We start from the raw sequence: 7,300 nt of genomic DNA on the forward strand, positions 1-7,300 counted from the left end.
TGTTCGGTATCAGTCGATGGTTGTCGATTCCGCTTGCTCGGCGATCACTCAAGCGATGAGGCACCCGTAAGTAAACGATCGATCAGGCCAACCGGACACCTTTTTAACCGCCGGGTAACGGCGACGAAGCCAACGGACAAGCCGACACGGCGGCGGCGCGGCCTCGGACCCGACCGATAACATCCGAGGTCAAAGGCTGACATGCGGGGCCTCGCCCGAAATGGTCGGGCCGATACTAAGCCGACCTCGTCAGGGTCGTAGACGTGAAGCACGCCGATTGTGTAAGGTTCAATCTCGACGAGGTACACGTTGGTTAACTTGTTGTTCTAACGCGCTGCGGGCTGCATTAGGAGGTCATCATGACGGTTTCTGAGGTTTCGACTGCTCCGGCAATTCAGTCGGCAGGACAGGACTCCGGATACCACAAGTGTTGGTATCCCGTTGCCCTGTCCTCGCAGCTCGGCGTTGGTCAGGCTGTCGGGATCGACCTGTGTGATGGTCGGGTTGTGGTGTATCGGACGCAAAACGGCGACGTCCACGCGATGGTCCCGTACTGCAAGCACATGGGCGCCGACCTCAGCATCGGCGACGTCGTCGATGACGAGTTGCGGTGTCCATTTCATCATTGGCAGTACGGCGCCGACGGCCGCTGCACAAAGATCCCCTCCGGAGATCGTATTCCGCGCCAAGCGCGCCTGCGCACCTTTCCTGTGGAAGACAAATGGGGCCTGATCTGGGTTTTCTGGGGATCCGAACCGCTGTACCCTGTGCCCTCCTTTGAGGGTTACGACGACGAGACGATGATTTCCCATGCCTTCGAAGCCGCATTAGCGGAGTCAATCAAGGTCGATCCGTGGGTGTTCGCCTCGAACGTCTTCGACATCGTGCACAACCGGGTCGTCCACGGTCTACAGATCGCAGACCCAGAGGTGCAGGTTATCGATTCCTACACGGCGCGGATGCACTGGGACTCCGAATACATTGAACGTGAGTCGGGCAAGATGCGAACCGATATCGACGTCTACGGGACAAACGTCATCCGCACGCGCGGTGAGCATGACGGTCGCTTGACATGGCATATCGCCGGGGTGACCCCGCTCGGTCGGGGCAACACACGCGTCTTCTTCGTGCTGGCCACGCTCCGCGACCAAGGAGCCCGTGAGCACCTCGAACGGCAGCAGACCCTGCACAACCGATTTGTCAACGAGGACCTGCCGATCCTGAATTCGATGCGGCTCGGCGATTTCCACCTAGTCGGCAATGATCGGGCGATGGCTCGATACTTCAAGTTCGCCCGCGACTATCCGCGGAAGACGATGGCGGAACTCGAGATCCTCGACTAGTAGGGGCCCATGAGGCCGTACCCAGGAGGAAGCTGTGCTGGACATAATCTTTCGCGACGCAATTGTCGTGGATGGAACCGGCCGACCGCCTTATGTTGCGAGCGTCGCTGTCCGCGATGGGCAGATCGTACACATCGGCAACGTTCCGACCGACGACGCCAAGGAGGTCATCGACGCTCAAGGTCTCCATTTGACGCCCGGGTTTATTGATGTGCACACCCATTACGACGGCCAGGTCACGTGGGACGATGCCCTGCTGCCCTCAGCAGCGCACGGCGTGACCACCCTCGTGATGGGTAACTGCGGCGTCGGGTTCTCGCCTGTTCGACCAGGCAGCGAGCGATGGCTGATTCAGCTGATGGAAGGCGTCGAGGATATCCCCGGTACGGCGCTGTACGAAGGTATCCAGTGGTCATGGGAAAGCTTCCCCGAATACCTTGATGCCATCGACCGTAACTACGCGGTCGACATCGCCGCTCAGATCCCGCACGGCGCCTTGCGCGCCTACGTCATGGGGGAGCGTGGTGCGGCCGATGAAGCAGCGACCGGCGAAGACATCGCCCTGATGGCCAAGCTCGTGCGCGAGGCGGTCGAGGCGGGGGCGGTCGGTTTCTCGTCATCGCGCACCGCGATCCATCAAGCCAGAGACGGGCGGTACGTGCCCGGAACCACCGCGGCCATCGATGAACTGCTGGCAATCGGTCAGGCGATGCGCGCCGGCGGCGGCGCAGTTTTCGAACTGGTGCCTTCCGGGCGTGGCATTCCAGGAGTGGGAGACCCATGGACGGCGGCCGAGGAGCTCGAGCTGATTCGGCATTTCGCGCGGGAAACCGGACAACGTGTCACCTTCTCCACTGCTCAAACATCCCACCAACCAGAGGTTTTCGACCAGATCCTCGGTTATGTGACCGACAATTTAAGCGAGCTTCCGGTATACATGCAGTTCTCCGGTAGGTGCGGCGGTGTGCTTAGTTCCCTGCGATCGAGTCATGCGCTTCAACGTCGCCCGACATTTGTCGACTTGGCCGAGCTGTCTCTGGCCGAACAAGCAGCCCGGCTCGCCGATCCGCGGACGAAAGCACGAGCGTTGTCTGAGGCAGATCTACCCCCGAAGGGCGCAGCGTTCACCGACCGATTCGATGAGTTTTTGCGTAAACACTATGCGCAAACCTTCACACTCGGTGATCCGCCGGAGTACGAGCCCGAACAGTCGACCTCGGTTCTCGCGCAGGCCCAGGCAGCTGGAGTCCATCCGTTGGAGGTGATCTACGACCGTCTCATCGAAGACGAGGGCCGCGCCGTACTCATAACGATCACAACGAACTACGCGACAGGTGATTACCAGTGCGTCGAACAGTTGCTGAATCTCGACGCGACCGTTCTCGGCCTCGGCGACGGCGGTGCGCACGTCCGCTACATCTGCGATGCATCGACTCCGACGTACGTGCTGAGCCACTGGACGAGGGACCGTACGCGCGGACCGAAAGTCGCCATCGAAACAGTGGTGGCCAAGCAGACCGGCGTGCCCGCGGTGTTGTACGGATTCACCGACCGCGGAACGATCGAGACAGGCAAGCGTGCCGATCTCAACCTCATCGATATGCGTGAATTACGCCTTGAGGTACCGCGGTTCGTCAACGACCTGCCCGCCGGGTCGCTGCGTGTACTGCAAGACGCACATGGCTACGTGATGACGATGGTTCACGGAGTGGTAACGCGCCGAAATGACGTGGACACCGGAGCACGCCCGGGTCGCCTCGTCAGAAATTCCGCCCAATAGTGCAGCAGATCTGGCATATAACGAGGAGACGTAAGTGAAGGATTTTCACGGCAAGGTTGCCGTGATTACAGGAGGAGGCAGCGGCATCGGTCGAGGTATGGCCCGCGCCTTCGCCGCCGAGGGGATGAAAGTCGTCGTTGCCGATATTGAGCTCGATGCCGCCGAGTCTGTCGCTAACGAGATCAATGGCGTTGCCGCGCATGTGGACACAAGCAGCTACGAGTCGGTACAGCAGCTCGCCGATAAGGTCTTCGACACCTTTGGCGCCGTACATCTGCTCTGCAACAACGCCGGCGTCGGCACGGTCGGCGGCGTGCTATCAACGACGATCGATGATTGGCGCTGGACCATCTCGGTCAACGTGTTCGGTCCGATTCACGGGGTGCTGGCGTTCCTACCGCGGATGAAGGACCAGCCCGGCGAGGCTCACATCGTGAATACGGGCTCGATCTCGGGGCTGGCGCCGGTGTCTCAACTCGCGGCATATTCGACATCGAAATTCGCCGTCGTGGCCCTATCCGAAGTGATGCGCGAAGAGCTGGCACAGTTCGGTATTGGAGTCACGGTGGTGTGTCCCGGGACAGTTCGCACACGCATCTTGGAGGCCGACCGAAACCGGCCTGCCCAATTCGGGCGCTCTGAGCCCAAAGAGAAGCGTGAGACCTCAATGAGTGAGGCCATCGATCCCGACGACCTCGGCAAATCCATCGCGTCGGCGGTTCGCCGCAACGACCTGTATCTGACCGCTTTCTCCTCGGCGGCGAACAATCAGGCTATGCCGGCAATGGTGCGCGAACGCTGCGCAGCTGTTCTGTCTGCCTTACCCGCATGAGCCATCCAATGACGACGACCCTTGCCGAGCGAAACGAGCTCTTCATCGGCGGGTCCTGGCATGAGCCGGCTGCCGCCATCAAACATCCGGCCATCTGTCCGGCCGATGAAACCCTGCTCTGCACGGTGCCCACCGCGTCTTCGGTCGACGTCGACATCGCAGTATCGGCCGCCCAAAAAGCCTACGAAAACGCCACCTGGTCGGCGGTTCCCATTGAGGAACGCGCGGAAATCCTCAACCGTGCGCTGACGTGCTGCCGCGAATCACTAGACGCAATCGCTGTAACATCCGCATTGGAACTAGGCCAGCCACTCACACAGACCCGCCGCCGTATCGAGGGCGCGTTCGGTGTCTTCGCAGACGCCATCGCCAGTGCCGAGGGCCTACCCCCAGACGTGTGGCAGCCCGACCGCGCTAGCAACAAGTCGGCGCTCATTCAGAGGCGTCCAGCTGGTGTGGTGGCGGCGATCACCCCGTTCAACGGTCCTTTCATCATGTCGATCAGCAAGATAGTTCGGGCATTGATGGCTGGCTGTTCGGTTGTGGCCAAACCCGCACTTGAAGGCTCTCTACAGACGTTCTACCTCGCCGAGGCACTGGCGGCAGCCGGGCTACCCGAAGGTGTGGTGAGCATACTTCCGGGCGGCCCCGATGCCGGCCGACATCTAGTCGAACACCCTGGTGTTGATCTCGTAAGCTTTACCGGCAGCACCGATGCCGGTCGGCGTATCGCCGAAACCTGTGGTGCCAATCTCAAACGCACCATCCTTGAACTGGGCGGCAAGTCGGCGGCGATCCTCCTCGAGGACGCCGACCCAGCCAAAGCAATCCCATGGTTAACTGCAGGAGCATTCGGCAACGCGGGCCAAGTGTGTGCGGCACTGACTCGAGTCCTTGCCCCCCGCAAGCTGTATGGCGAAGTCGTTGATGGTCTCGCGAGCGCCGCACGCGATTTCAAGGCCGGTCATCCGCTCGACACCGCCACCACACTGGGAGCACTGATCACCAGCCGGCAGTTCGATCGCGTGAGTGAGCTGGTCAACGCCGGTATCGCCGAGGGAGCGCAGCTTGCAGCGGGCGGCGGACGACCCTCGGGCATCGACAAAGGATGGTTTTTCGCGCCGACCGTTTTGTTTAATGTCGATAACGGGATGCGCGTCGCGCGTGAGGAGATCTTCGGCCCAGTCGTCGTGGTGATCCCATACGAGGATGAGCCGGAAGCTATTAGCATCGCCAATGATTCGCCATTTGGACTACATGGGGCGGTTTTCAGCGAAGATGAAGACCGGGCCATCGGCGTCGCTGAACGAATCCGGACCGGTACATGCGCCATAAACGGATTCGGCGTCCTGGTGAGCGCCCCGTTCGGCGGAGTCAAGTCGTCGGGTTGGGGTCGCGAGGGAGGACCGGAATCAATCCTCGAGTACACCGAAGTGAAAACTTTGATCGCGAACGGCAACCGCTCAGGTAGGCGGGAGTCGTGACGGCCACACCGCGGCAGATATGTGAATCCTCGGTGTCAGCGCATCAAACCGAGATCTGGGCACGAAGTGAAATATTCACCCGCCAAATAGGGGATAAGAATGTCCGAACCAGCTGATTCCGCTCCAACCGCCAAGATCGTCTCGATGCACGGTAACGAGGCTGGTTGGGTCGGAGATGAAGGTATCCGGTTCAACGCCCTCTACTTCGGTGCGGGGGAGCCCGCCAGTGCTCCAGTCGCAGTATTTTTAAAAGCCGGACCTGACGTCGGTGACCATATCGCCGGACTGCGCACCCATCCGACGCCGATCGTGCAGACGGTCATCGAAGGCGCGGCGCAGATCGACGGCCGGTGGTGCACCACCGGGGACATCCAAGTCATTGACTCAGGCGTAGAGCATGGCGATCTCGTCGTGGGTCCCCAGGGCGTGACGCTGATGACGATGTTTGCCGAGCGGTCGGGACTGGCTCCAACGTTCGTCGACCCCGATGACCAAAAGCGTTTCGACACCACCTGCCGCGCCGGTGTCGAGGCGGTGGCATCCGGCGGGATGGAAAACTCGTTTGTTTTCCTGCCTTCCCGCCCCGACTACACGCCACGACGCGGAATCAAAATTTTGGATCCCGAGATCAAGGCCATTGACGCAGAGACCGCGTCGGCATTGTATGAGCGGCCGGGCATCAGGTGGACATCCATCTACGACGACAATCTCCCGTGGGGCGAGCCGATCCTCAACGCCCGCAGCGCATTGATCGTGCTGGGCGCGCGCGAGAACAAGAACTCGCCGGTGGTCGGCGTTGTCAGCGTCGGCCCAGGGCCGGGCGACCGGCTCCGCGGCCGCCATATCCACAAGTCTGCGGCAGTCAATCTCGTGATCGAGGGAGCGCTGTACATGGACGGCGTATGGTTGCGCCCCGGTGAGGCCAAGATCGTCCCCGCTGACTTCGAGTACGGCGATGGCCTGGTTGGACCGGAAGGCGTTAAGTTCCTGGAGATTTGGGCTGATCAGTTTGGTGTCGAACCGGAATTCGTCGATCCTGACGACCGCGCATTCTTCGAGTACCGCAAGGCCGGCGGCCATCTCCAGCGACGCTGGACGTCAGACCCGCGCTGACAGTCGACTTCAGCGCCCGAACTGCCGCGATCGAATCACAAATAGGCGCACGTGATTTCAGAAACGACATGACATACGCCACAAGCCTCATCTGAGCGTCGCCGCACAGAGGAAACCATCTAGAGACGGTTTGCAACCATCCTAGAGAAGGGGAGCGCGACAAGTTGAAAATCTCTTTGTACGGGTCAGCCATTGCCGCCAGTGAGCGACACACGCAGACGATTCCGCTGAGTGTCTTGGCCCCCGAAGCAGAAGCGCGTGGATTCGACGCGGTTTTTGTGGGGGAGCACTCGCATACCCCCGTTGACGCAACATTGCCGGAGTGGATGGGTGCTGTTGGCGGCCAACCCTTTCCGGAGTGGTATCGAAGATACCCAGACCCATACATCATGCTGGCCCATGCAAGCGCGCTCACCACACGGCTGCGCCTGGGAGTCGCGGTCTCGCTGGTGGCGATCCACGACCCGATCCTGCTGGCGAAGACGATATCGACTCTCGACCACGTCAGCGGAGGCCGCCTCATACTCGGTGTGGGCTACGGTTACAACGAAGATGAGTTCCGTAACCACGGCGTCGACGCGAGGAAGCGGCGTGACATCACCCGTGAGAAGATGCTAGCGATGCAGCGGCTCTGGTCAGAAGAGACCGCAAGCTTCGACGGCGACTACGTGTGGCTGTGACAGCCTGATTTGGCCCCGGGTGGGCGGTCGAAAGTGGCCCCACCTGTGTGGTCGCGGGTGTGCTGTTG

At 60.9% G+C, this 7,300-nt stretch carries 6 protein-coding genes; all 6 read left to right on the forward strand.

Annotation, left to right across the window (positions count from 1 at the left end; translation table 11 throughout):
* Window positions 1–359 precede the first annotated feature (359 nt).
* On the forward strand, window positions 360–1,343 hold the full coding sequence (locus AWC19_RS18920; protein ID WP_085079535.1) for an aromatic ring-hydroxylating oxygenase subunit alpha: 984 nt from the start codon (window positions 360–362) through the stop codon (window positions 1,341–1,343).
* A gap of 34 nt (window positions 1,344–1,377) precedes the next feature.
* Window positions 1,378–3,123, forward strand: coding sequence for an N-acyl-D-amino-acid deacylase family protein (locus AWC19_RS18925; RefSeq protein ID WP_085079536.1), 1,746 nt, complete (start codon window positions 1,378–1,380; stop codon window positions 3,121–3,123).
* Between the two features lie 34 nt (window positions 3,124–3,157).
* Complete coding sequence (locus tag AWC19_RS18930) at window positions 3,158–3,955, forward strand: SDR family NAD(P)-dependent oxidoreductase (protein ID WP_142281299.1); 798 nt, start codon at window positions 3,158–3,160, stop codon at window positions 3,953–3,955.
* Complete coding sequence (locus AWC19_RS18935) at window positions 3,952–5,439, forward strand: aldehyde dehydrogenase family protein (RefSeq protein ID WP_085079538.1); 1,488 nt, start codon at window positions 3,952–3,954, stop codon at window positions 5,437–5,439. The genes AWC19_RS18930 and AWC19_RS18935 overlap by 4 nt, the downstream gene beginning before the upstream one ends.
* Before the next feature lie 99 nt (window positions 5,440–5,538).
* Window positions 5,539–6,552, forward strand: a complete 1,014-nt coding sequence (locus AWC19_RS18940; protein WP_142281300.1) for a hypothetical protein — start codon at window positions 5,539–5,541, stop codon at window positions 6,550–6,552.
* 164 nt (window positions 6,553–6,716) lie between these two features.
* Window positions 6,717–7,232 carry an LLM class flavin-dependent oxidoreductase gene (locus AWC19_RS18945; protein WP_085079540.1) on the forward strand — a complete coding sequence of 172 codons (516 nt, stop codon included), beginning with the start codon at window positions 6,717–6,719 and terminating at the stop codon, window positions 7,230–7,232.
* Window positions 7,233–7,300 lie beyond the last annotated feature (68 nt).

Origin of the sequence: Mycobacterium palustre (genome assembly GCF_002101785.1) — a bacterium.
Classification (GTDB): Bacteria; Actinomycetota; Actinomycetes; order Mycobacteriales; family Mycobacteriaceae; genus Mycobacterium; species Mycobacterium palustre.